The sequence below is a fragment of the Moritella yayanosii genome (genome assembly GCF_900465055.1).
Taxonomy (GTDB): Bacteria; Pseudomonadota; Gammaproteobacteria; order Enterobacterales; family Moritellaceae; genus Moritella; species Moritella yayanosii.
Map to the genome: position 1 here is coordinate 1,510,889 of NZ_LS483250.1, position 23,523 is coordinate 1,534,411.

24 protein-coding genes are annotated in these 23,523 nt (G+C 42.0%); 13 read left to right on the forward strand and 11 right to left on the reverse strand.

The window, feature by feature from the left end:
• Nucleotides 1-5: 5 nt before the first annotated feature.
• The 4 genes from MORIYA_RS06860 (at nt 6) to MORIYA_RS06875 (ending at nt 2,469) form a co-directional block, all read left to right on the forward strand.
• Nucleotides 6-446, forward strand: coding sequence for a hypothetical protein (locus MORIYA_RS06860; protein ID WP_197713360.1), 441 nt, complete (start codon nt 6-8; stop codon nt 444-446).
• A gap of 103 nt (nt 447-549) precedes the next feature.
• Nucleotides 550-1,314 carry a hypothetical protein gene (locus tag MORIYA_RS06865; protein WP_112713823.1) on the forward strand — a complete coding sequence of 255 codons (765 nt, stop codon included), beginning with the start codon at nt 550-552 and terminating at the stop codon, nt 1,312-1,314.
• A 21-nt stretch (nt 1,315-1,335) separates the two neighbouring features.
• Complete coding sequence (locus tag MORIYA_RS06870; RefSeq protein ID WP_112713825.1) at nt 1,336-1,812, forward strand: HNH endonuclease; 477 nt, start codon at nt 1,336-1,338, stop codon at nt 1,810-1,812.
• A 96-nt stretch (nt 1,813-1,908) separates the two neighbouring features.
• Nucleotides 1,909-2,469, forward strand: a complete 561-nt coding sequence (locus tag MORIYA_RS06875; protein WP_112713827.1) for a hypothetical protein — start codon at nt 1,909-1,911, stop codon at nt 2,467-2,469.
• A gap of 238 nt (nt 2,470-2,707) precedes the next feature.
• Here the strand turns inward: MORIYA_RS06875 and MORIYA_RS06880 are convergent, their stop codons facing one another.
• The 9 genes from MORIYA_RS06880 to MORIYA_RS06920 form a co-directional block, all read right to left on the reverse strand.
• Entirely contained in the window at nt 2,708-3,160 is a 453-nt protein-coding gene (locus tag MORIYA_RS06880) for a hypothetical protein (protein WP_112713829.1), read from the reverse strand.
• Complete coding sequence (locus tag MORIYA_RS06885) at nt 3,147-3,479, reverse strand: hypothetical protein (RefSeq protein WP_112713831.1); 333 nt, start codon at nt 3,477-3,479, stop codon at nt 3,147-3,149. The genes MORIYA_RS06880 and MORIYA_RS06885 overlap by 14 nt, the downstream gene beginning before the upstream one ends.
• Before the next feature lie 186 nt (nt 3,480-3,665).
• Nucleotides 3,666-3,986 carry a LysR substrate-binding domain-containing protein gene (locus MORIYA_RS06890; protein ID WP_112713833.1) on the reverse strand — a complete coding sequence of 107 codons (321 nt, stop codon included), beginning with the start codon at nt 3,984-3,986 and terminating at the stop codon, nt 3,666-3,668.
• 56 nt (nt 3,987-4,042) lie between these two features.
• Complete coding sequence (locus MORIYA_RS21755) at nt 4,043-4,348, reverse strand: LysR family transcriptional regulator (RefSeq protein WP_112713835.1); 306 nt, start codon at nt 4,346-4,348, stop codon at nt 4,043-4,045.
• A 56-nt stretch (nt 4,349-4,404) separates the two neighbouring features.
• On the reverse strand, nt 4,405-6,144 hold the full coding sequence (locus MORIYA_RS06900) for a dipeptide ABC transporter ATP-binding protein (protein ID WP_232011723.1): 1,740 nt from the start codon (nt 6,142-6,144) through the stop codon (nt 4,405-4,407).
• Nucleotides 6,101-7,348: an ABC transporter permease gene (locus MORIYA_RS06905; protein ID WP_112713839.1), complete on the reverse strand. Its 1,248-nt coding sequence runs from the start codon at nt 7,346-7,348 to the stop codon at nt 6,101-6,103. Before MORIYA_RS06905 ends, MORIYA_RS06900 begins: the two co-directional genes overlap by 44 nt.
• Nucleotides 7,348-8,532: an ABC transporter permease gene (locus MORIYA_RS06910; RefSeq protein ID WP_112713841.1), complete on the reverse strand. Its 1,185-nt coding sequence runs from the start codon at nt 8,530-8,532 to the stop codon at nt 7,348-7,350. The genes MORIYA_RS06905 and MORIYA_RS06910 overlap by 1 nt, the downstream gene beginning before the upstream one ends.
• Before the next feature lie 131 nt (nt 8,533-8,663).
• The gene (locus MORIYA_RS06915; RefSeq protein WP_112713843.1) at nt 8,664-10,703 is read right to left on the reverse strand and encodes an ABC transporter substrate-binding protein; all 2,040 of its coding nucleotides are present in this window, start codon (nt 10,701-10,703) and stop codon (nt 8,664-8,666) included.
• A 3-nt stretch (nt 10,704-10,706) separates the two neighbouring features.
• The gene (locus MORIYA_RS06920) at nt 10,707-11,603 is read right to left on the reverse strand and encodes an alkaline phosphatase family protein (protein WP_112713845.1); all 897 of its coding nucleotides are present in this window, start codon (nt 11,601-11,603) and stop codon (nt 10,707-10,709) included.
• A gap of 365 nt (nt 11,604-11,968) precedes the next feature.
• Here MORIYA_RS06920 and parM point away from each other — a divergent pair, with 365 nt between their 5' ends.
• From parM to MORIYA_RS06955, 7 genes are all read left to right on the forward strand, one after another.
• Nucleotides 11,969-12,997, forward strand: a complete 1,029-nt coding sequence (gene parM / locus MORIYA_RS06925) for a plasmid segregation protein ParM domain-containing protein (RefSeq protein WP_112713847.1) — start codon at nt 11,969-11,971, stop codon at nt 12,995-12,997.
• An 11-nt stretch (nt 12,998-13,008) separates the two neighbouring features.
• Nucleotides 13,009-13,614: a hypothetical protein gene (locus tag MORIYA_RS06930; RefSeq protein ID WP_112713849.1), complete on the forward strand. Its 606-nt coding sequence runs from the start codon at nt 13,009-13,011 to the stop codon at nt 13,612-13,614.
• Between the two features lie 535 nt (nt 13,615-14,149).
• Entirely contained in the window at nt 14,150-15,190 is a 1,041-nt protein-coding gene (locus tag MORIYA_RS06935) for an amino acid ABC transporter substrate-binding protein (protein ID WP_112713851.1), read from the forward strand.
• A gap of 110 nt (nt 15,191-15,300) precedes the next feature.
• Nucleotides 15,301-16,518: an amino acid ABC transporter permease gene (locus tag MORIYA_RS06940; RefSeq protein WP_232011546.1), complete on the forward strand. Its 1,218-nt coding sequence runs from the start codon at nt 15,301-15,303 to the stop codon at nt 16,516-16,518.
• A 2-nt stretch (nt 16,519-16,520) separates the two neighbouring features.
• Complete coding sequence (locus MORIYA_RS06945) at nt 16,521-17,873, forward strand: amino acid ABC transporter permease (protein ID WP_112713853.1); 1,353 nt, start codon at nt 16,521-16,523, stop codon at nt 17,871-17,873.
• A 62-nt stretch (nt 17,874-17,935) separates the two neighbouring features.
• A complete protein-coding gene (locus MORIYA_RS06950) occupies nt 17,936-18,658 on the forward strand; it encodes an amino acid ABC transporter ATP-binding protein (protein WP_232011724.1) in 723 nt (240 codons plus the stop codon).
• Nucleotides 18,659-18,777: 119 nt separating this feature from the next.
• On the forward strand, nt 18,778-19,626 hold the full coding sequence (locus MORIYA_RS06955) for a metallophosphoesterase family protein (protein WP_112713857.1): 849 nt from the start codon (nt 18,778-18,780) through the stop codon (nt 19,624-19,626).
• A gap of 96 nt (nt 19,627-19,722) precedes the next feature.
• Here the strand turns inward: MORIYA_RS06955 and MORIYA_RS06960 are convergent, their stop codons facing one another.
• Together MORIYA_RS06960 and MORIYA_RS06965 are read right to left on the reverse strand one after the other, a co-directional pair.
• Complete coding sequence (locus MORIYA_RS06960) at nt 19,723-20,100, reverse strand: thiol-disulfide oxidoreductase DCC family protein (protein WP_232011547.1); 378 nt, start codon at nt 20,098-20,100, stop codon at nt 19,723-19,725.
• Between the two features lie 65 nt (nt 20,101-20,165).
• Nucleotides 20,166-21,773 (reverse strand): cation:proton antiporter domain-containing protein, encoded by a 1,608-nt coding sequence (locus MORIYA_RS06965; protein ID WP_112713859.1) that lies wholly within the window; start codon nt 21,771-21,773, stop codon nt 20,166-20,168.
• 331 nt (nt 21,774-22,104) lie between these two features.
• Between MORIYA_RS06965 and MORIYA_RS06970 the strand changes: the two genes are divergently transcribed.
• Both MORIYA_RS06970 and arsB read left to right on the forward strand, forming a co-directional pair.
• Nucleotides 22,105-22,452, forward strand: a complete 348-nt coding sequence (locus tag MORIYA_RS06970) for a metalloregulator ArsR/SmtB family transcription factor (RefSeq protein ID WP_112713861.1) — start codon at nt 22,105-22,107, stop codon at nt 22,450-22,452.
• 8 nt (nt 22,453-22,460) lie between these two features.
• Nucleotides 22,461-23,489, forward strand: coding sequence for an ACR3 family arsenite efflux transporter (gene arsB / locus MORIYA_RS06975; protein WP_112713863.1), 1,029 nt, complete (start codon nt 22,461-22,463; stop codon nt 23,487-23,489).
• Nucleotides 23,490-23,523: the final 34 nt, after the last annotated feature.

Sequence of the window (23,523 nt, forward strand, 5' to 3'; positions counted from 1 at the left end):
ATCGAATGATTCAATATTTATATCGAGGTGTTTCGGTTATTGAAGATAAGGAACATGATGGGCAACTTTTACCTAAAGGAACTCATCCATCTACACCTGTTTATATGGGGCAAGAGGGAGCTTGCATGGGTGCTGGCTATGTTTTCGGAAGCTCTGAAGGGAATGCAGTTAGGGCACATCAAGTTGAGAGCGGAATGAATGGTGGTTGTTATATTTCAACAACTAAGAGTAAAGATGTAGCTAGAGTGTTTGCTACCAGTGGTAATTTAGATGAAGGGTACATTTACACACTTGATTCAAGTTTGTTCTCTGAGTATGGAATTGTAAGTCATGTTCTGCCTGATTCGGAAAATACGGAGGAGTACGAGGTATCTATTAGGGCTAAAGATAACGGGGCAATCCCAAGAGATGTGATCATAAACAAAGAGTTAGTCCATGCCATATAACAAAATAACAGGATCATGAAGGCTGCCATTTTTAATGGTAAATGTTCTTTTATAAAACAAGACTTCCTACGATTACAATAGTTTATTTTTATTTGGAGAAATAATGTTCAAAGTACCTAGGATTACAGAATCATTCATTGATGTTGTTATGAGTGATATAAATTGGCAGCGGTATGATGAAGTATTCTCTTATCAAAGCGGTGTTAAAAATGCCGACTATGTTGGTTTTGATCAGGTTGCGGAATTAAAGATATTTGAAGAGGAGCCTCTAGACAAACATGCTCGTCAGGTTAAAATTGCACATATTTTTCGTGAAGCTGGGATTGAAAGTGATTATGTAGATTTAGAATTAGATTCAATACCAGAGCCGATTAAATTTCAGGTCGAAAATGAAGTATCTAAAGCCTTAAAAACTCACATAAAGAAAGCCTCTTCTCAACTTAAAATCACAGCGGAAAATAAAAAAATTTGTGGTGATAAAGTTTTAATTGCAGTTAATAATGAGTTTTCATACTTAAATGCAGATAACTTTAAGCGGTTACTAGTTGATCGTTGTAAAAGGGATAGTAAAACAATATCTCATGTCGTATGTGTCACAGTTGAGTATCATCAAGGTGTATTCGATGCACGAATTGATATTGGGATAGACATTTGTATAGTAAATTCTGAAAAAGATTGGCCTTTTTCTGAACAATTTAAAGAAGCATGTTTTTCAATGTTTGAAAGATGCTTAAGTAAAATGCTCTCTTCTCCAGAATTAGTATCAAGTACATTGCCTGAAGTGTCTAAAATTTGTTTTGATTGTGACGGTGTAACATTTGTCAGGGAAGCAGAGCTTATACCAGACTCGAGGTTTAATGTTAGTTGACACTGTTAGCTGGAGATAATAATGGCAAAAGATACGCCCTCAATAGCAAAGAATAAAATCAAACGTTCTCTTAGTGCCATTCTAGATCCGCATCCATCAACGAAAGAAGTTACGATGCTATGGGCATACTTTGAAAACTCATGTGTCTACTGTGATCTGAAAATGGAAAGGAAGTCTCGTATTGGTCATTTAGACCACGTGGTTGCACAAGCTGACGGTGGTAATAACTCAATATCCAATTATGTCCTTTCTTGTGCTAAATGTAATGGTGACGAGAAAAGGGAAATGGATTGGCTTCTGTTTCTTAATCAAAAGTCAGACAATGCAGATATTTTGGCAACTCGAAAACTAAAAATTGAAAATTGGTTGAAGAAAAACACCAACGTAAATTTTGAAGCCACTGATATTGAGGAAGCTGAGAAAATAATTGCCGTTGCGCTAGCTCAATTTGATGAGTCTGTAAAAGCAATGAGAAGCTTACGCGTAAAAATCACCTGACGGAGTTTGTAGTTCACCCGTTTTAGTGGACAATTTTAGTCCGCTTAAGCCGCGTTGCATGCTCAAAATATAAGGAGTAATGTTTGAGATTCATATTTGTATGATGCAGAAAATATTGGCTTCAAGGAAGTAGAAGCTATAAGTGCATCTATTTCTGATAAAGTTTTAGTTTTTTCCAAGAATGATGCTGTAAAGGAAGTCTGTGAGAGAAAGCTGTTTCTTTATATCTCAAGCTATCCGAGTGGCTCTAATCAAGCCGATTTCTATATTATTGGTAACTTGGTTGGAATTATTGCATCTCTTACAGAGCAGCAGCGAGATACTTGCCAGTTTGTTCTCCATTCACAAGATAATTCCTTGGTTACAGCTTTTTCTTTTCAGTGTAAGCTCCACAAAATCAGACATAATATTGCTCTCGAACCAAAAACACAGATTCAACCTAAGTCTCCAATTATTGAGCCAAAGAAGTCTGTCCAAAGCCTTGAGCAAAGGATCTATGAATATTTCAAAACAGAGCAAACTACAGAGGCAGTCAGAAAAAAACTCAAACAACCAAAATCTTACTTCACAAAGGCTCTCAATATCTTGATAAAAGCAAACAAAATTCAGCGAGTATCAAAAAGTAAGAAAACTTGGATTCGCGCAAATCGCAAGTAATAAGTGGGTCCAGGTGAAATTTACGCTACATCGGACCCAAGTGTTAATCTCAATTTAGCCATACTTGTCCTAATACTCATAAACTTTGTTGGAGTCAGCACTCTAACAAGGTTTTGTCCAGTTTTGGCTTAGTGCAATAACGCTAAACTTTGTGAACGCTAAAACTACAACTCACTCATAATTAGTTGACCACTTCAGTCGTACAGCTAATTTGGCTACGTAAACATATCTTTTACCATTACTTCATAGTGCCTAATTTGTCGTATAGTGAAACTAAGTTCACTTCTAGATTTCTATTCTGAAGCGCTTTTTCTATTTTATTTCTAACATTGGAAGGTACTTGATTGAAATCAGATTCCTTACCTACTAGAGCAATAGATAAATACATGTAAGTAAATGCTGCCATGTCAATATCACTGGAATCATTGAACACCAAGGCTTGAGCTAATGAGTACAATTCTTCTTTAGCAGAGCAATCAACAAGGTTCTTAGCTTTATAATAAAAAACCCCTTTTGCAATTGCTTCTCTAGGAAGTCCGATTAATTGCTCCAAAGAGATGGCTGGCTTTCTTTTTTCTATTTCAACACAGCTATTCACTTTAGCTTCATACGCAAGGTAATGTTCGGGTTGTACTGCACATGCACTAGAACTTAGTAATGCAGTTGCTATTGCAAACTTAGCTAGTCTCATTGTATACACACCTCCAGAATTTTTTTTCAGCGGCTGTCAGTTTAGATGACTTAAATATCACCATCTCACCTGCTATGTGATCCATTCTATTTCTTAACATTGGGGTAGATGAAGACATTGCAGAACCCAGTAAAACAAAATCTGTAGTATAAATCTTATAAGAAGCTGAAACAGGACCGTTTTTTACAAAAATATCACTCAAAATAGAAACACCTAAAGCAACACTTAAAATCTGAGCGCTTCTACTTATATCTCTGATATTTTTAATAGCCTCTTTACTTTCTGGACCAAATATCACGCCTTCTACTTGACAATTCATGACATACCATTGTTTTCTTTAATATAAAAGAATAACCATATCATAAAGATAGGAGTTTAAAGTACTAGATAAGCATTAATCTAATTCAGTCATGTTTTACTTGAGTCGGTCAATAATTGGAAAGCGTAAGAATATAAATACTTAACAAGCCAATTATCGAGCCTCTTGACGCTAGAGACTCCAAACTCAACTAACTTCTGCGGATATAAATGTGCCGCAACGCAGCTCCATCGCCAGCTGTATAAAATCACGAATTCCCGGCAAGCTCCTGCGGTTCTTTATCCATACCTCATGCTCAACCACGTCATCCGTAGCTTCAACGATTGGCAACATGATAAAACGTGGATCGGGACGGAGATCCTGCTCAAGCACAAAGCCGACTCCCAGCCCATGGCAAACCGCTTCCGACATATCCATTCTATTATCCACCACCACATTACCGGACACGGTAAGTTGATGACGACCAAACACCTCTTCCAGCTGATGCTGAGTATAAGCTCCCGACATTCGGAGCTGGTGACGGACTCAATTTTCAGCGTCGTCAGAGGAAAGCGTCGACTAAATTATGCGATCAATGGCATAACAATGATTGACGAGGCATTTGCCACCTTCAGAGTCATCTTTCCAGGCGACAATATGGGGTTGGAAAGCACTTCTATCGCCGCTTCGAGATCATGATATTGCCGGGTGATCCGATACAATTGTTTACCCAGTTCAGTCGCTCGTACCCCTTTATTGAAGCGATCCAACAAAGGCGTACTGAAACGAGATTCCAGCTTGCGGATCTGTGCCGTAATGGCTGGCTTACCGATAATAACGCGGCGGCACGTGAAATTACCCGTTTGAAACGTAGCATTAAAAGCCCGAATTTATGCTATAGAATAATCCATCATCCCTCTCTTTAAACTAAAATATCAACCAGATACTATGCAATATCCAGTAGATCCGGTGAACGTTGTAGCCGTCCCTCCGGAGAGTTCAACAACGGAATCGATGAGATCAATTTCTGAGTATAGGCCTGCTGTGGATCGAGAAAGATCTGACGCACAGATCCCTGCTCCACCAGCTCGCCGTGTCTCATCACACAAACCCAATCACACAGGTTAGCAATCACACTCAGATCGTGAGAGATAAACAGAATAGTCAGACCTAACTCCTCTTTCAGTTCTTTTAACAATTTCAGAATTTCAGCCTGAATCGACACATCGAGAGCCGCAACAGACTCATCCGCGACTATAAACTTTGGATTACACACCAGAGCTCGGGCAATACTGATCCGCTGACGCTGGCCGCCAGAAAAAGCATGGGGGAAGCGGCGCAGGTGTTCTACTTCAATATGGCAACGTCTGGCCACGTCGATAACCCGCTGATCTGTCTCTTCGCGGGTTTTGGTCAGTTTCATCGCTTCCAGCGGTTCAGCAATAATATCCCGCACCGTCATCCGAGGATTCAGTGAGCTATAAGGGTCCTGAAATACCAGTTGCGCAGTCCGTGCCAGCCGCTTACGTTTGATCGGCTGACCGGCGCCAAACTTCACTTTCTTTTCGGTGTGATGGTATTCGACAGTGCCGGAGCTGATTGGAGCAGCCCCCAGCATCGCCTTGCCCAGAGAGGTTTTACCCGAACCACTCTCGCCTACCAGACCGATAATCTGGCCTTCAGGTAGATCTAGGGTGATATTGTTCACCGCCTTAAACAACTCAGTCTTACGCCCGTTACTGGACATCGGATAACTTATCGACAAGTCTTTTATCGACAACAACGGCGCTGGAGTATGCGCTGGCGCCTCAGGCAAATTATCCAAATTTGGCAACGCATCCAGCAAGCGTTTGGTATATTTGTGTTCTGGCTGAAACAGCACTTGGTCAACCGTGCCGGACTCGACTACTTTGCCGCGTTGCATCACGGTAACATTGTCCGCGATCTTTGATACAACGCCGAGATCGTGAGTAATAAACAACATCGCCATCCCCATCTGCTCGCGCAATTCCATCATCAGATCCAACACCTGCGCCTGAATGGTTACATCCAGTGCGGTGGTCGGCTCATCTGCAATCAGCAGTTTCGGCTTGGTCGACAGCGCCATTGCAATCATCGCCCTTTGACGCATGCCACCAGACAACTCAAATACATACTGATCAAAACGTTTTTCCGGTTCGACAATACCAACCCGCTCAAACAGCTCAATACCAATTCGTCGGGCTTGTTTTTTGTCATAACCCAGATGGATCTGCATGGTTTGAATGATCTGATCGCTAATGCGGATCGCAGGCGCAAAACTGGCCATCGGCTCTTGAAAAATCATCGATACCGCACCGCCTCTAACCAGACGTAGATCTCGACCACGCAGTTTGAGGACATTAACGGCCTGATCTTGGTAATTCAGCGTGATCTGGCTGGGATGTTGAATAATCGCATTGCCCGGCGCCAGACGCATAATACTCTTCGCGGTGATCGATTTACCGGAACCACTCTCACCCACCAAGCCCATCACTTCACCGGGTCGAATATTTAGATCCAGGTTATCTACCCCCCGCACCAATCCTTCATCAGTATTGAAGTCGATGCTGAGGTCGCGGATCTCAAGCAGATTTACACTCGATTTTTTGTTAATTATCATTTTATTTTTTCTCCGAATAAGGATCTGCAGCATCACGCAGCGCATCGCCCACAAACACAAACGCCATGATCAACAACACAAAAACCAGCACCGGAAAGAACTGCCAGATCATATTCTGCTGAATATCTGGATCCTGCGCTTTCTGCAGCAGTACCCCCAGACTGTTAATCGGTTCTGTCAGCCCTAATCCCAGAAAACTCAGACTTGTTTCGGCCAGAATGACATAAGGAAAGTTGATCAGAGTATCAACAATAATATAGCTACTGAAACTAGGAATCAGGTGACGCCAGATGATCCGCCAAGTGCTTGAACCGCAGAGTTCTGCAGCCAATATATAATCCTGATTTCGTTCTGTCAGAATATGGGTACGTAGACGCCGTCCCAAAGTAGCAAAATCCAGCGCCCCAATAACAACCGCAATGGCGAAATAACGCTGTATCGGCGTTAGATCTAACTGTGATAATGCCACCGCACAGGCCAGATAGATCGGGATCGGCGGAATAACCCGCACCGCTTCAGTAATACTCATCATTACGGTGTCGACTCGGCCACCAAAATAACCACTGATGCCACCGACCAGCAACGACATAAACAGCTTCACCACCAGCGCCACAATGGCGATACTGACCGTCACCCAGATTGCATGCAGTGTCCGGCTAAAAACATCCTTGCCATCCTCATCCGTGCCCATCAGGTGGATCTGTCCCTGCTCTACGCCGAACAAGTGCCGATCCCAACGGAGATCCAGATCTAGGCCCCCCACGCTCAGGTCGATCAAACTGTATTCCCAGCCCTGAACAAAAAACTGAATATCACGACGCTGATTTTTATCTATATTAAACTTGCTCTGGCTAGAAGAACTCAGTGCACCGCTTGAGACAAAAGCATCAAGCGCGTCGAGGCCACCACTGGCCAGTGCTTTAAAATCAATTTTACTTTTCTCTTTCTCATAGGTATAGCTGAATGGTTGCAGCGAGAATCCGTTCTCATCCCAGAAATAAAAAGCCTGAGGAGCACCGCGACGATACTCGGCATCAGCCCCCTGAATGGTTGGATCAACGGGTGACAGAAAGGGGGCGAAAAAGCCCATCATCACGAATGTTACCAGTATAAAAGCGGCAACTATGCCGGAAGTTTTACTCTTAAAACGCCCCTTGATCAACGATAGTTGACCCGCCGTATAATAAGATTCATCAGTCTTTGTTTTCTTCGATTTACGCCCGAAACGGACCAGTATCTTATTCATCATTAATTCCCTAACACACTTTTACGCACCCGCGGGTCGATCGCAGCTAGCACTACATCGGTAATAAAGTTCATACTGATCACCACCAGCGCAACGAGAAACAGGATACCTGCCGCCAGTTCCTGATCGTTGGTCATGGCGAGGGCTTCGATCAGCAATGCTGCAGAATCGGTCATGCCGATGACCATAGCCACGATAGGCAGATCATTAAACACCCGTTGGAAATCAAAACCGATAGAGTTAAACAGCGGACTGATTGAGTGACGTACCGGATACCCAACCCAGAGCGAAACGCCCTCAACACCACGGGCGCGGGCTGCATCAACATAAAGTTTATTCGATTCATCGACCACTAGTGCACGTACTGTCTGTAGCTGCAACGCAGTAGCAGACCAACCAATGACAAAGATCGGCAGCCATATATGGCCGAGGAAATCATAAAGTTTATCCACTTCAAAACCGTTGTCGCCAAACCAAGGCACGTTACGCCACTCTTCAGAGAACAACCCTGTCGGCATTGGTTCCCCAGCAAAAACATAAAGTAGAATAATAGTCAGTGCCAGCAAGAAATTAGGTAAAGCGAGCCCCAGATAACTGATAATACGCAGCAGCAAATCCAACACTTTCTGCAGACTCAGCATCACAGTACCAAGCAACTGTTGTGGTTTGCTGTATTGCGGGTTTGTCTCAGTCCAAGGTTTATTAATGGTAAAAGCTGAAAAAATACCAAACGGTACCGCGATGATATAAGAACACATTAACGCCGCCATACAGAACATAAAGCTCATCCAGAATCGGTCACCCAGTGCCAGATTTACGGTTTGGCGTTTAGCACAACTGAATCCAAGATCACCGCGTAAGGTCAGATTAGTTACCCAGCGCCCCCAGCGTTCTGGTAACGACTTATCCAACCCCATCCGCACTCGCTCAGCCTGAATGTCGGCCTGAGTGATGATCTCTCCCTGCGTATTTTTATAGGCGATATATTTCTCAGCACAATCACCTGGCATCACTTCCATCAGCGAAAATACAATGCCGCTTACCAGCAACAGTGTCGTCAGCGCCAACAGATAGCGATTAAACACATAATTAAAATACTGACTGTCACGCCCACTCCACCAGAGCAGGCCACCTATGCTAAGCAGAATCCACAGCAACCAAGTATCAAATAAAAACTGAATAATCATAATAAGGATTCCGTTACGCGTTGCTTTATATTGGGTTATATCAAAAGGATTAACGATACTATTAACAATACAAGGAGAGACAATGCCCCTCCTTGTTATTACCTCTGTAATCGTTATTTTTTAACCAGACTTTAGTTGTTCAGATACCACTGAGATGGCAAGTAGGGATACATACGATAGAACTCATAAGAAGATGTTTTTGGCACTTCAAAGTTTGCTAATGCCCTACTGCGATAGATTGGTGAAACCGCTTTCACAGTGCCAATGATGAACAAATCATCGACTACTCTCTCAGCGATCTGCAGGCCCACTTTATTCGATTCCTTGGATCCCGCTTTCAGCATGACAAAATTATCCGTAAGCATCTTCATCTCTGCAACAGTCGCAGGCGGTGCAATACCCTCTGCACCTTTAGTGTCCAGATACTGAGACCAGAGCATCCCAGTACGTAAATCGAAGAAACTACCGTATGGCGGCACCAGTGTTTCCGTGTTGCTGGCCATACTCGCCAGTGGACGCCCCATCACCCAGGTCAGTACACTCAGATCATTGGCCGTTTGGGAATTACGGTACTCGTCAGAGGTCACTTCCTTGATCGTGGTTTTAATCCCAACATCGTTCCAGTTTTTAGCGACTATCTCAACCACTTCCGTTGCCGAACCCTGCGTCGCATAGTGGATATTCAGCTCAAACTTTTTGCCCGATGGCAGGTCACGTAGACCGTCACCGTTCTTATCAACAACACCGGCTGTATCCAACAGTTCTCTCGCTAGTTTCTGATCGAACTGGATCCAACTTTGTTTCAGCTCATCAGTGATAAACGGTGTAGTGTCCGCATCAAAACCTGTGTACTGCGTTGGTACACCCAGTCCGAAGTAAGCGATCTCATTGATTTGATCACGTTTAATCGCCACTGACATTGCACGACGGAAGTTAACATCATTGAAAACGGCACGTTTCTCTTCGTTTTTATCGGTTAAGTTGAATGCAAAAGTGGTCTGCGCGATGCTCGGACGCAGTGAGATCTCATACTTACCAATATCTTTGTTCTCTAGCAGAACCGGTGCTTGTGGCAGGTTAACCGCCTGCGCCTTGTAATCCACCTCACCAGAGATCAGCTTGGCGGTTTGGATATCCTCATCACCGATATAGACTTCGTTGATCTCGTTAATATATGGCAACTGATTACCAGCAGTATCCGTCTGGAAGAAGTAAGGATTTGCCACCAGACGACGACCTTCCAAAGATTCTTCAACCACTAGAAATGACTCTAGAGTTGGCATAATTGCAGTGTAGCCTGCTTTAACCAGACGCTCTGTAGCCGCTTTGTCTTTCAGCAGTGGCGTGGGAATATCTTTCCAGTCTGATTGACCATAATAAAAGTTAACGAGTGCATAGCCATTGTCAAAACCCAATGATTTAGCTAGCTTGTCAGCTTCTTGATTAAACTCAGGGTGGAATTTTTCTAACAAGTGCTTAGGCAGGAATGGCTGCGCATAATCTTGCGCGAAGTTATCTAGGAAGCCCGGAGCAGGTTCATTCATCGTGAACTGCACAGTGGTTGCATTCAGCGTTTTGACCTTAACCGCTTTACCCGCAGAGAGGAAACGATCCTTGGGTTTTTCAATGACATGCTTATCCATCAGGATATTGTTGTACCAGAAGACCACATCTTCAGCCGTGAACGGGGCACCATCAGACCATTTATGGCCTTTGCGCAGAGTTACTTTTAGCACAGTAAAGTCGCTGTTCCATTCCCAGGACTTTGCCACGTTTGGCACAACTGTCGCCAGATCATCGCTGAAACGAACCAAATTCACGTGGCGCAGAGACAACAGATCAGAGGTACCTGACTCAGTTGATTTTGATATGCCATTGAGTACACCACCGTACTTACCTATGCTTTGGTAAGGGGCGATAATCAACGGCTCTAACGGCAGACGCTGTGCCAACGGCAGCAGTTTCGGATTACCGGCAATACGTCCGTTGAGTTGTTTGATAGACGGATTTTCACTAAAGTTAAGTGTACAACCCTGAATGCTTTCAAATTCAGATTTTTCAAACAGGTGAGGATAAGCGCCACCAGCATCAGGCCCAGTAACCGCAGGGCATGCAGCCACTGCATTACCCGCCATCAGCGCCATAGCACCTGCGATGAAAAATTTAGACATGGTTTAGCTCCTGTGTATTGAAGATTGGTCGAGAGTTAGAATTAAGTCGTTCATATCCGGCGCCATAACTGGCTTAACGTAATCATGCAATCCAACAAGTAACTGAGTCGCGACGGGCTTCCCGTGGCCAGACAAGCCAAGTAATTCACACACTGTGCCGCACAGTTCAAGCTGACGGGGTTTGGCTTCGGCATCATGAGAGAAGCATTCGCCTATCACATAAAGCGGAACTTCACGTTCCTCTTTTAGTGTTCCTCCGTGGCTCTTATCCACATTCATACCATGGTCAGCGGTCACTATAATTTGGTAACCGGCGTTCATCCACTGCAATATATATGCAGACAAATGAACATCCGACTGACGAGCCGTATTGCGATAGTCCGCACTATCCAACCCCGACTTGTGACCGGCTTCATCGATATTCATCGGATGTACCAACAGAAAATCGGGATCATGATGCCGGCGTAACCATTCCGCATCCAGATAGAGGTGACTGTCAGGATAACTGTCCTGATGATAGAAGATGCCGTACTGGATCAGCTGTTCCGGATCGTTACTAAAACGATCACGCACCGCATCGTAGGGGCTACGGTTATACAATTCGCTGATCCAGTAAAACGCCGCGGCGGCGGTACAGAGCCCTGCCTGATGGGCCAGACTGAATATACTCTGCTGATTAGAGTTACGGATAATCTGGTTGTGAACGATACCGCTATTCGCCGGAGCAACGCCGGTAAGAATGGCTTCATACATTGGTCGGGACATCGACGGCAGCTCAGACTGCACTTTATACAGCGTCGCTTTACCTTGCTCGGTTAACCCCTGAAGAAAACCCATACACTGCTGCGCGGTCTCGTACGCTAAACCATCCAGCACTACCAGTATTACTTTATTTGACATACCTTCTATCCAACACATAAATTGAAATCATGGGACAGAAGATTACTGGCAACATGTGAATCTAAGATGACAGATATAAGATATTTTTATGTCAGACGGATAGAATCCGTTGTTAATAAAAGTTTTAGTTATAATGCGTCAAGGATTTAAAATCGGAGATGAAGAATAATTTCGCGACTTTAAATATAACAATTCCTATTAAGAGAAGACCATAAAGATGGTGCATGATTTACCGAATTTCTGATTAAAAACCAAATTAGCATATTATATGATGGATGGATTAATCGTCAGATGTAATCGATAACTTGTAGGTTCTTAATTTGGTGATATCATCTGTATAAAATATATTTAAGGTACAATAAGTTATGACACTAGCCAAAATGAAATTTGCCATCGATGATGGTTCAACCAACGTTAAAATTAGCTGGATCGACAAAGGGGTTATACAAAGCATCACCTCGCCTAACTCATTCCGAAAAGATTGGAAGAGTGCTGCATTATTGAATAATAGTAAAATCTTCAACTATCAAATTGGCGCAACGAAATACACATTTGATGCCACGTCTGATAAAGCATTGCCTACAACACATGTTGCTTATCAATATGACGATCTAAATCTACTTTCAGTACATCATGCATTATTACAAACAGGTATGAAGCCGGGTCCGATTAGTATTCTTGTTACTCTGCCTATTATTGAATATTACAATGCCGAAGATTGCCAGAAGAACGAAACTAATATTGAACGTAAAAAACAAAACCTAATGCGTGACATCAGTTTAAATAAAGGTGAGCTGTTTGAAATCATTGACATTGAAGTATTACCTGAAAGTCTGCCCGCGGTATTAACTACCTTGATGGATTCCGGGGTAAACGAATTTACTAAATCACTGGTGATTGATTGTGGTGGTACGACTTTAGACATGGGTGTCATTGTGGGTGAATTCGAAGACGTATCTGCTGTTTATGGTAATCCAGAAATCGGTGTGTCGATGGTCACTGATGCAGTACGTAAAGCATTGGCTGCGGCAGACAGCGATGCAAGCTATCTTGTGGCAAACGAATTGATTAAACGTCGTAAAGATCGCGACTTTGTCGATGATGTGATTAATGACGTAAGCAAAGTGGATTGGGTTTTAGGTAAAATTGAAGATAAGATTACTGAGCTAGGTGCCGCTGTTGCTTATGAAGCAAAAACATTCACTAAAAATCCAAACCGCGTATATTTAGTGGGTGGTGGTGCACTGTTAATTGAACAAGCAATTCGTGACGTTTATCCAAGCCTTGGTGACAAAGTCATTTTGGTGCCATCACCTCAAGAAGCGCTATCGCGTGAAATCTGTTGTTATCATGCTGCTGATGAAATCACTGAAACAGACGTAGCCGTAGCATAAAAGGATAACAAATGCAGATTAAATGCAGTTTTACCCTTGAACCTGAGATTTATGAGCATCATCGCGATGCTGCAAGCAGCCTGCGTCAATGGAAAAAACAATTACAAGCATCAAATGATAATGTGGAAATTGCACGTGAAAGAGTAAATAACTTTCACCGGCAGATTTATCTTTCTGGACTGTATTTGCATAATTTAGCACCCGAATTACCGCTAATTTTATCGCAAAACTTCACTCAAAATGTGGAGTTAAAAACATTTTTTAACTTGTTAGCCGCAGTTGAGGTAACTGCAGATATCACGACTGCAGCGCCAAGTCCAACAGAGGCTATATTATCTGAACAGCAATGGCAAAAGCTGACGGACTTAGTTAGCGATATCAACACTCAGCAAAGCCAAGTCGTTGAACAGCAAAATGTGATAGCAACACCCGACGATGCGTTATTGTTCACCTTACAGCAAAATCAAACCAAAGCTTTGGCGCAATTAAAAGCGATTCGCAGCCAAATTGATAAATTGAGTAGTGGTGGAATGGGGTCAGCTGAAAAAGATGAAGTGCCCGATCTGGATGATCAACTCGCTAAAGCAAGTCGTGTGAAAGCGAAAGGTTTATGGTAGTAAGAACATTAAGATTATAGCGTCATAATTAAGTATTTTCATGCTACGTCAGTAGCAACAAAGGTTGATATTCCTCAGGGATATCAACCTTTGTTGCTACCACAATTAATAGACTCGCCTCGGTAATCGAAATAGATTGAGTCAGTCCTGCGGCGCACGCATTAAACCGTGTTTTAAAAACGATAATCTACCGCCTAAGTTATATACGATAAAATGTATTTCCTCAAATACACCAAAATAATGTACTCTTTGTTTTTATTTGTAATATAGTACGGCCCTATTTGCTAATGCCCCCTACCACTACTCACAAATTTCCAATACTTCTACCCTAAAGCATTATTTTCGATTAACATGCGATTGAGTTTTTGTTAATGATTAGGCTGGATGTAGCGCTCTTTAATAACATGCGATGACTAGTGCAACCGTGTATCATGCGTGAACATATTTTGCTAGGCATCTGTAAATATTTGCGAATACTTTCAGTCATCATATTAAAATAGATTTAATTAAACCTTATCAAATAAAAGGATATGCTATGAAAATTAAAAAATTAACCATAATACTTGCAACTATTTCTTCCATTATGTTTGCAGGTACTTCCAGTGCGTTTGCTCAAAGTACCCTCGATATAGTCAAAAAGCGTGGGCACGTACGCTGTCAGGTCGGCACCCCCTCTGCTGGATTTTATAATTTAAATGCCAAGGGTGAATGGTATGGTCTTGATGTAGCCGTCTGCCAAGCCGTTGCAGCCGCTATTTTTGGCGATAAAAATAAACTCGAAATCCAGTCGGTTAGTAGCCAAGCGAGGTTCACAGCATTGACGAATGGCGAGTCTGATCTTTTATCTCGAACCGCTACTTGGACCATGACTCGAGACACACAGCTCGGCTTAGATTTTTTGCCCCCGCATTTTTATGATGGTCAAGGTTTCACGGTCCGTAAAGATAGTGGTATCACCAGTGCCCTGCAACTTAAAGGTGCTAAGATTTGTGTCACAACAGGCACAACCAATGAACTCAATATGACCGATTTCAGTCGTGTAAATAATCTCAAAATTAGCAATGTCACCTTTGAAGATTGGAATATACGAGACGATACTTATCTGAAGGGTGGTTGTGATGCTGTCACGGGTGACAAGTCATCAATGGCTGCAAATATAGCCGCGTTCCCGAACCCATCAGAGCACATCATTCTCCCTGAAACGATCTCTAAAGAACCACTCGCAGCTGCGGTCAGACATGGTGACAACAAATGGACAGATCTAGTCAGATGGTCCATCTTTACCATGATCAATGCAGAAGAACTCGGTATCACCAGTACCAATGTTGATGAGATGAGAGCAAATTCAAAAAATGTTTCCGTTCGCCGCTTATTGGGTGTAGAAGGAAATATCCACAAAGGCATGGGGCTAACCAAAGACTGGGCTTATGACATTATCAAGCAAGTTGGTAACTATGGTGAGAACTATGAGGCTTATATAGGCAGTGGCAAATTGGCTATTGGCATCCCTCGGAAAGGAACGTTGAATGAGCTCTGGACCAATGGTGGATTAATGTACTCACCACCAATGCGTTAAAACGACGAAGCCCAACCACTAGCATCAGCTTAGATTGATGCCAGTGGTTGGGCTTGCGCTTATAAAAATATAGATGCATAAATAAAAGCCAATCTTACGGAGGATATATAGTGGCAATAAATGACGATGCTCGGCCAAACAAACAGATCCAATCAAAAGAAAAGTTTGATTTTTTCCAAAATGAACGAGTCCGTTCATTTTTCTACCAATTTATTACCGCAGCCGTGGTCATATTCTGTGCGTGGTATCTTTACAGTAACACCGCCCACAACTTAGCTGTGCGAGACATGAGCACAGGCTTCGATTTTCTGAGTGTATCCGCGGGATTTGACCCTGGTTTTACACTGATCTCTTATGAGCCAGGCATAGGAACCTATGCAGACATCTATCTCATTGGCATTCTCAATACACTTTTTGTTTCGATATTAGCCATCATCGCCAGTACCTCACTGGGATTTTTTATCGGTATGATGAGATTATCCAACAATTGGTTAGTTTCCAAAGTAGCCCTTGCCTACGTGGAAATTTTTCGTAATATCCCCTTATTAATACAACTGGTTTTTTGGTACATCGCCGTATTTTCCATCTTGCCAAAAGTGAGAAATAGTATTGATCTCTCTGGTGGAGCAGAGGTTATATTGCTCAATAATAGAGGTCTTTACATGGCATGGCCTGTACCGGGTGATTTACTCTGGATAACGGGACTCGCCCTGATTATTGCTGTTACCTCGGTTGTTTTTTTAAGACGTTGGGCGAAAAAAAAACGAGATCTAACAGGACAAATTACCCCGACCTTTATCGCCTCGCTAGCACTTCTTATTTTACTACCAGGCAGCGTTTATTTATTAACGGGTTCACCTTTATCATGGGATATTCCCAAGCTTGAAGGATTCAATTTTGTAGGCGGAGCAGCATTACCCCCCGCATTTTTAACGCTTTTAGTCGCGTTAAGTATTTATCACTCCGCCTATTTTGCTGAATCGGTACGTGCGGGGATACTCTCCGTTAACCAAGGGCAAAGAGATGCAGCCCATGCCATCGGATTAAAACCGATGCAGATGGCAACTTACGTTATCATCCCTCAAGCAATGCCGGCCATCGTACCGCCCATGATCAGCTTATGGATGAATACAGTAAAAAATTCTTCTCTGGCGATCGCCATCGGTTATTCTGATCTTGTCTCGCTGTTCATGCAAACAAGTCTGAATCAATTAGGGCACGCCATTGAAATCGTCGGCATGACAATGGCATTTTATATGTCTATCAGTCTATTTATTTCTTGGATGCTTAATATCTATAACAAACGAGTTCAATTGGTGGAGCGTTAATAATGGCAATGGTAAAAATAAAAAGTACACCACCGAGAGAAGCACCTTTATCAGAAAGATCGCTACTTGGCTGGATGCATAAAAATTTATTCAGTTCTGTTTTCAACAGCATTCTTACTGTCGTGACTATTTATGTTCTTTATATCACCCTCAAAGAATTATGGGTCTGGGGTATTGTAGATGCCGTATGGTTCGCTGATAATCGTCGCCAATGCTTTGAAATCAGTGCAGAAGGTGCCTGTTGGGCAGGTGTATTTGACTGGCTAGAGAATATTTTCTATGGCCGTTACCCAAGAGATGAGTTATGGCGGATCAATTTAGGTGGGCTATTATTAGTTCTCTGGATAGCTCCACTTTGGTTACCACGGGTCAAAGCAAAAGTATTTATCGCGCTGAGCACATTGTTTCTTTATCCCTTCTTGGCGGGATATCTTTTTGCCGGTGGTGGTAAGGGTATTTTCATGCAAGTCATGATTAGCCTCTCCCTTGTTTGTCTGTTAGGTAATACTATTCACGCAGCAATAGGCGTAATGAAAGGGATCGGTCTCCCTGAATTTATTATCCGCTTATTCAACAAAGAAAGTCGTTCTGAGAAACATAAAAAGCGTCTTCTTTTGGGCATTTTTGTAGCTTGCTTTGCGGTGATTTACTTCTGGCAAATGAGTTGGCAAGTTGAAGCCGTGTCTTGGACACAATGGGGTGGATTATTTTTAACCCTAGTTGTATCAGGCATCGGTATCGCCTGTGCACTACCTGGAGGAATTCTACTTGCCCTTGGACGCCGTTCAAAACTACCGCTTATCCGCATACTCTGCCTTTCTTTCATTGAGCTATTTCGTTCAGTACCCTTGATCACCGTGCTGTTTATGGCGACAACCATGTTCCCGCTCTTTATGCCAGAAGGTTTTGTCCTCAATAAATTAGTTCAGGTCATCATCGCGGTCTGCTTATTCAATGCCTGTTATATGGCTGAAACCGTTCGAGCAGGACTTCAAACGATCCCCAAAGGTCAATATGAAGGCGCACATAGCATCGGATTGGGTTATTGGCAAACAATGGGCGCGGTTATTATGCCTCAGGCATTGAAAAATATGATCCCTAATATTGTGGGTAGCTATATTGGGTTATTAAAGGATACCACCTTAGTCTCAATCATCGGACTGTTTGATGTACTAGGCATGTTACGCTCCGTCAGCAAGGATGTCGTTTGGCTTGGGATGCACAAAGAACCCTTGGTCTTTGGCGCAATTCTCTTCTTTTTGATCTGCTTTGCCATGTCAAAATACAGCCGCCATCTTGAACAAAAACTTTCGACTGGTCACAATAATACGACCGCTAATAAGAGAAACAAATAATGAACGATACAATAACCCCCCAAGATAAGGAACAGCTTAAGTCGGCAGTGTCCAATGAAGTCATCATTGAAATGGAAACAGTTAATAAATGGTACGGTGATTTTCATGTTCTTAAAGACATTAACTTAGTCGTTCATGAAGGTGAACGCATTGTAATATGTGGACCTTCAGGCTCGGGTAAATCAACGCTCATTCGTTGCCTAAATCACCTTGAAGAGCATCAAGAAGGGAATATTATTGTCGATGGCATAACCTTGGATAAAAATTTAAAGAACATTGACCATATTCGTACAGAAGTCGGCATGGTCTTTCAAAACTTCAATCTTTTTCCTCATCTTAGCATTCTAGATAACCTCACTCTAGGCCCTATCTTGACCCGTAAAATGCCCCGATTAGAGGCGGAAGCCGAGGCAATGAAGTATCTGGAACGAGTTAAAATTCCTGAACAAGCTGACAAATTTCCAGGGCAACTATCTGGAGGACAGCAACAACGTGTAGCCATCGCTCGTTCATTATGCATGAATCCTAAAATTATGCTGTTTGATGAGCCAACTTCCGCTCTTGATCCAGAAATGATCAAGGAGGTACTTGATGTAATGATTGAATTAGCTGACACTGGCATGACAATGATCGTAGTTACCCATGAAATGGCCTTTGCCGAAACCGTCGCTGACCGGGTGATTTTTATGGATAAAGGGGAAATCGTTGAAGAGAATGAGCCCAAAAAATTCTTTAACGATCCCCAGCATGAAAGAACGAAACTGTTTCTCAGTCAAATATTATAATTCGATGCACTGCTAGCTAACGCAGAGCCTTTATTTAATACACTTTGATCATGACAAGGTTTAAAAGAGAGAGTTGAATTGATTCAACTCTGATAAATTGTAAAACAGGGAAAGATACATTGAATATATTGCACATTTCAGATTTACATTTTGGTTCTCGCCATTGGGACGGAAATAATAAATTGTTGTTAGAGAAATTAAACTCCTACGACGCGGATGTTGTGATCAATACAGGGGATTCAACAACCGATAGTTTAGAAAGTGAATTTGAAGATGCGGGCAATTTTTTAAGTTCAATTCATTGCTCTCATCGATTTTCTATCATGGGTAACCATGACAAACGAAATTTACGCTCTCAAGACCTTTTTCGTGAGTTTATTGATGATGTAGATATCATTCATCCATTAGAACCGAACAAGTGTACAAAAAATAATATTTTTCTCGATCCAAACATATCCAAGGTGAAAAACAATTTCACCGATATTAATTTCATTCAAACATTACGCCTCCATGGAAAGTCAATATTGGTTGTGGGCCTCGACTCTAATCAACTGTACAGTGATAATGGCTGTATTGATGATGAGATATTGCGATCCCTTTCCGAGCGGATAGAGCAGGCAAGTTATGACAAATTGTTACTCATGTGCCATCACCCACTGCTAGAAACCGACAATGATCCCCTTTACAATTCCTATCGTCTGCACAACTTCATCAACAAACACAAGATAGAGCATATTTTTTGCGGCCATACCCATAAATTGTCTTTGAAAGAATCCACAGATCATTATCATCAACATACCGTTACCCAATACGTGAGTGGTTCTTTATCCTCCTCAAGCCATCGTGAAGATACAAATATGTTCCTATTCTATGAAAACTGGGCTGAAAAAGAGATGATAATTCATTTAGTGAGGATTTTTGTAGCGGGCGATAAACTACTTTTCAAAGAAGAACTCATTACCTTTTAAAATTCTCATTGATTTTAGAGGTCATCTTAAACAAAAGCACCCGCTTAACTCGATAAGCTAAGCGGCTTCTTAAATAAGCAATCCAAGAATATGAGCTTAGTGCGGCCAACGACCAGTGCGTTTAAGCCTGCGAGTCACCAAGTAATGATAATAGCGGGCCAACATAGGTTTGAGCAGTGGCAGGCCGATGAGGTAAGCCAAAGGTCGCAGTAACGACACCCGCAGCATCAGCTCAATATAAGCATCAAGTTCAGCAAGGATGCAACCGTCACTGGTTTTAACATGCAGCTCGGTTAAGGCTTTTATCGGATCAATACCCAGCGCTAGCAATACCTGCTCTTGGCCAGTAATATCAAACCAATACACCTGTTTCGCTTTACTACCTGCCAATTTCAGATAATTATCACGGTCTTTCACACAACGCGGGCAGGCGCCATCAAAATAAACCGTAAGTTGAATACCATTATCACCCACACACACCACCGATTATATACAACACCTACTTAATCATAGCCTGTTATAACAGCCATCACATATGCTTATTTAGTCTGCGAACCCGTAATCGGTAACTGTAATTCCGTCCAAACATGGTGAGCAAAACCTGCACCCGCTTCTTGATATATGTTATAAACAGGATTCACGCCCAGTGCTCTTAGTTCATCTTCATCACTCTTAAAATGAGCCAGTGCAGCAACTTGGAAACTACAACGATCCATTTTATGTAACTGCTCTGCGGCATAATGATTACCGTGATGATCGGGCATGGCCAATAGCACCAATTTAATATTATCCGTTATTTCCAATTTATGCCAAAAATCAGTATCAAGTGCATCGGCAGTGATCACACGTCGACCGGCTTCACAATGATCTAAGGTCTTTTGGTTATTATAATCAAGACCTAGTACCTTATCACCATATTGAGATTTCAATTCATCATACGCACCCGAACCAATACGCCCCATCCCCATCACCAAGATTTCGGCATCGCCAAGCGACACAGAGCGATCATCTATGTGTAAATTAGTGGTTTGGAAACGCGACAATTTATCCGTAAAGCGGTTATAAATATCATCTGCATACTTATTCAGTAACGAAGCAATAACAAAACTGATCGATACCGACAGTGCCATAATAATTAACCAATCCTGTGATAACCAGCCCTTGTAAGTCGCGAGAGCCGCTACAATCAAACCAAATTCACTGTAGTTTGCCAGCGAAAATGCGGCAAATAATGACGTACGAGCACGTAGTTTGAATTTAACTAACGTCACGAAATACAAGGCGACTTTACCAAACAATAATACCGCTAAAATACCGGCCACCAACAAGTGATCAACCGTCGGCAGTCCAGCTAAACCAATACTGAGGAAAAAACAAACGAGCAGCATCTCTTTCATGTTAAACAAGGCTTTTGCCATCTGTTTCGCACTCGCGTGACCCGCTAATAACATACCTGCGATCAAGGCTCCGAGATCGGCTTTCATGCCAACCGACTCAAACAGTCCAGCGCCAAGTACAAGCGCAAGGAAAAAACCGTACAAAATCAGTAATTCACCGTGACCGACTCTGTCTAACAATTTAAACAGCAATGGTCTAATTAATGGTAATGCCAGTAATATAACAGCAAATAATGACGGGATCTTACCCACTGATACCGTTAAAAATACCACGGCGAAGATATCTTGCATGATCAATATACCAATCGCGATACGACCATATAACGAGTTTGTTTCACTCTTTTCTTCTAGAATTTTTACTGCAAACACCGTACTTGAGAAACTCAAGGCAAAGGCAATAAGCACCAATGAGAAAGTATCGAGGTTAGTAAAGAAGGTTAATCCCACCTGCTTTAAAATAAATAACACCACCGCATAAAAAGAAATACTGGCAAAGATATGCACACTTGCCCCACCCCATACTTCGGCTTTAAACAAGGTACGTATATCTAACTTTAAACCAATAGAGAAAAGTAATAGGGTTACACCAAGATCAGCGAATGTCTGTAGTCCTTCCGTCGCTTCAAAACCATAAAAATTAAGCGCGAAACCCGCCAACAAGAAGCCTACCATAGGTGGCAATCCTGTGATATTAACAAGCATGCCAAAACTGAATGCAGTGGTAATAAAAAGTAAAAGAGTCGTATCCATTAGCGATGGCCTATATGAAGTGAGCGAGTTACTGAGAAAATCCAAATAAAGTATTTATCATGAACAAAACAATAGTAGTAGTTATTGTTGCTGAATTAACATTTTAAACATTCAATTAGTTAGCTAATTTTAAGATAATTAATGGCATAGAACAATCTCTTTATACTACTAAGATATTAATTTTATATTACATATAACTATTATCCATACCTAAGCCGTAAATAAATATAACAAAAAACATATATAACAATTTTCACATATAACAATTGACACATATAACAAGTTGTACATATACTTAGTACATAACAAAACTCATATATGGTGAGACAACATGGAACCGACACAACTTTTTAAAATTCTCTCTGACGAAACCCGCCTAAGAATTTTAATGTTAATTGATATTGAAAAAGAGCTTTGCGTATGTGAATTAATCACCGCTATAACAGCAAGTCAGCCAAGCATTTCCCGTAATTTATCTCAACTCCGTAAGTCTGGTTTATTAGTTGATAGAAAGTATAAACAATGGGTGTTCTATGCTATTAACCCAAAATTACCGGAATGGCAAAAATCCATTATAGATCTTAGCGCACAACAGAATAACCGCTTAATAAGTGCGGATATACAACGACTTAACGATATGGGTAAACGCCCTGAAAGAACACAACAACACTGCGAGTAGGAACGAACATGGGTATATTTGAACGGTATTTATCAGTATGGGTGGCACTTGCTATCACCGCAGGTGTGATTTTAGGCGCTTGGCAACCAGGCATTTTTCAGTTAATTGCAAATTTGGAAATTGCACATGTTAACTTAGTTGTCGCGGTCTTTATCTGGATCATGATTTATCCAATGATGGTACAAATCGATTTTTCAGCCATTAAAGATGTCGGCAAAAATCCAAAAGGATTATTTCTCACTGTATTCATTAATTGGATCATTAAACCCTTTACGATGGCTGCTTTTGCCTGGTTATTTTTTAAAGTGTTTTTCGCTGACATGGTCGACCCAAGCTCTGCACAAGAATATATCGCTGGGATGATCTTACTCGGTGTAGCTCCTTGTACTGCAATGGTATTTGTTTGGTCACAACTCATCAAAGGGGATGCCAATTACACCTTAGTGCAAGTCTCCGTGAACGATATTATTATGGTCTTTGCATTTGCCCCTATCGCTGCATTTTTACTGGAAGTCAGTGATATAAACGTACCTTGGAAAACCTTGCTGTTATCTGTTTTGCTCTATGTTGTCCTGCCATTGATTGCAGGTATCCTGACACGTAGAACATTAAATAAGTCAACGGACAAAGCAGCAGTTCAGCATGCATTAGCGAAACTAAAACCTTGGTCTATCTTAGGCCTACTCGCCACTGTTGCTTTATTGTTTGGTTTTCAGGCTAACACCTTGCTTAACGATCCTAAGACCATTGTACTCATCGCTATTCCGCTAGCATTACAGACATACATGATCTTTGCGATTACGTTTTTCGCCGCCAAACGCCTTAAATTACCGCATAACATCGCAGGTCCGGCTTGCTTAATTGGTACCTCCAATTTCTTTGAGCTCGCTGTCGCCGTTGCTATCTCGTTATTTGGTCTACATTCTGGCGCGGCACTTGCCACTGTGGTTGGTGTGCTCGTCGAAGTGCCGATTATGCTATCGCTCGTCGCCATTATTAATCGTAGCCAAGGTTCTTTTAACTATTCAAAACCTTAGTGACTAAACTTACGTTAATAAAAAGAGTAATCTA

Excerpts from the sequence above, each read along its gene's own strand:
- MORIYA_RS06965 (WP_112713859.1), bottom strand. The coding sequence starts at position 21,773 with ATGGATACGACTCTTTTACTTTTTATTACCACTGCATTCAGTTTTGGC.
- MORIYA_RS06920 (WP_112713845.1), bottom strand. The coding sequence starts at position 11,603 with ATGTCAAATAAAGTAATACTGGTAGTGCTGGATGGTTTAGCGTACGAG.
- MORIYA_RS06880 (WP_112713829.1), bottom strand. The coding sequence starts at position 3,160 with ATGAGACTAGCTAAGTTTGCAATAGCAACTGCATTACTAAGTTCTAGT.
- MORIYA_RS06870 (WP_112713825.1), top strand. The coding sequence starts at position 1,336 with ATGGCAAAAGATACGCCCTCAATAGCAAAGAATAAAATCAAACGTTCT.
- MORIYA_RS06915 (WP_112713843.1), bottom strand. The coding sequence starts at position 10,703 with ATGTCTAAATTTTTCATCGCAGGTGCTATGGCGCTGATGGCGGGTAAT.
- MORIYA_RS06935 (WP_112713851.1), top strand. The coding sequence starts at position 14,150 with ATGAAAATTAAAAAATTAACCATAATACTTGCAACTATTTCTTCCATT.
- MORIYA_RS06970 (WP_112713861.1), top strand. The coding sequence starts at position 22,105 with ATGGAACCGACACAACTTTTTAAAATTCTCTCTGACGAAACCCGCCTA.
- MORIYA_RS06910 (WP_112713841.1), bottom strand. The coding sequence starts at position 8,532 with ATGATTATTCAGTTTTTATTTGATACTTGGTTGCTGTGGATTCTGCTT.
- MORIYA_RS06860 (WP_197713360.1), top strand. The coding sequence starts at position 6 with ATGATTCAATATTTATATCGAGGTGTTTCGGTTATTGAAGATAAGGAA.
- MORIYA_RS06930 (WP_112713849.1), top strand. The coding sequence starts at position 13,009 with ATGCAGATTAAATGCAGTTTTACCCTTGAACCTGAGATTTATGAGCAT.
- MORIYA_RS06890 (WP_112713833.1), bottom strand. The coding sequence starts at position 3,986 with ATGTCGGGAGCTTATACTCAGCATCAGCTGGAAGAGGTGTTTGGTCGT.
- parM (WP_112713847.1), top strand. The coding sequence starts at position 11,969 with ATGACACTAGCCAAAATGAAATTTGCCATCGATGATGGTTCAACCAAC.
- MORIYA_RS06945 (WP_112713853.1), top strand. The coding sequence starts at position 16,521 with ATGGCAATGGTAAAAATAAAAAGTACACCACCGAGAGAAGCACCTTTA.
- MORIYA_RS06905 (WP_112713839.1), bottom strand. The coding sequence starts at position 7,348 with ATGATGAATAAGATACTGGTCCGTTTCGGGCGTAAATCGAAGAAAACA.
- MORIYA_RS06885 (WP_112713831.1), bottom strand. The coding sequence starts at position 3,479 with ATGAATTGTCAAGTAGAAGGCGTGATATTTGGTCCAGAAAGTAAAGAG.
- MORIYA_RS06865 (WP_112713823.1), top strand. The coding sequence starts at position 550 with ATGTTCAAAGTACCTAGGATTACAGAATCATTCATTGATGTTGTTATG.
- MORIYA_RS06900 (WP_232011723.1), bottom strand. The coding sequence starts at position 6,144 with ATGCGCTGCGTGATGCTGCAGATCCTTATTCGGAGAAAAAATAAAATG.
- arsB (WP_112713863.1), top strand. The coding sequence starts at position 22,461 with ATGGGTATATTTGAACGGTATTTATCAGTATGGGTGGCACTTGCTATC.